At 62.4% G+C, this 426-nt stretch carries 1 protein-coding gene; it reads left to right on the plus strand.

Going from position 1 to position 426, the window contains the following annotated elements; genetic code table 11:
- The coding region (locus VSR34_RS38750; protein ID WP_342965281.1) for a DUF3300 domain-containing protein at positions 1-426 on the plus strand (426 nt) is incomplete at both ends.

Here is a 426-nt window from a genome sequence, read left to right on the forward strand (position 1 = left end):
TCTGAAGACGACCGAGCAGCAGAAGGTCGTCGTCGAGCAAAGCACGATCCAGATCGTGCCGGCCAATCCGCAAGTGGTGTACGTGCCGACCTACAACCCGACGGTCGTCTACGGCGCATGGCCGTACCCCGCGTACCCGCCCGTTTATATGCCCCCGCCTCCGGGCTATGCGCTCGCGGGCGGCCTCGCCGCGGGGCTAGCGTTCGGCGCCGGCGTCGCGGTCGCGAAGTCGCTGTGGGGCGGCTTCAACTGGAATACGCACGACGTCAACGTCAACGTCAACCCCTACAACAACATCAATGTGAACAACCGGATCAATGCCAACGGCGGCACCACGAACTGGAACCGCAATGCCAACGTCAACACCGCGAACCTGAATCGCAACGTCAACAACGCCAACCTCAATGCGCAGCACGATGCCTATCG

Source organism: Paraburkholderia sp. JHI2823 (assembly GCF_038900695.1).
In the GTDB taxonomy this organism is placed as follows: domain Bacteria; phylum Pseudomonadota; class Gammaproteobacteria; order Burkholderiales; family Burkholderiaceae; genus Paraburkholderia; species Paraburkholderia mimosarum.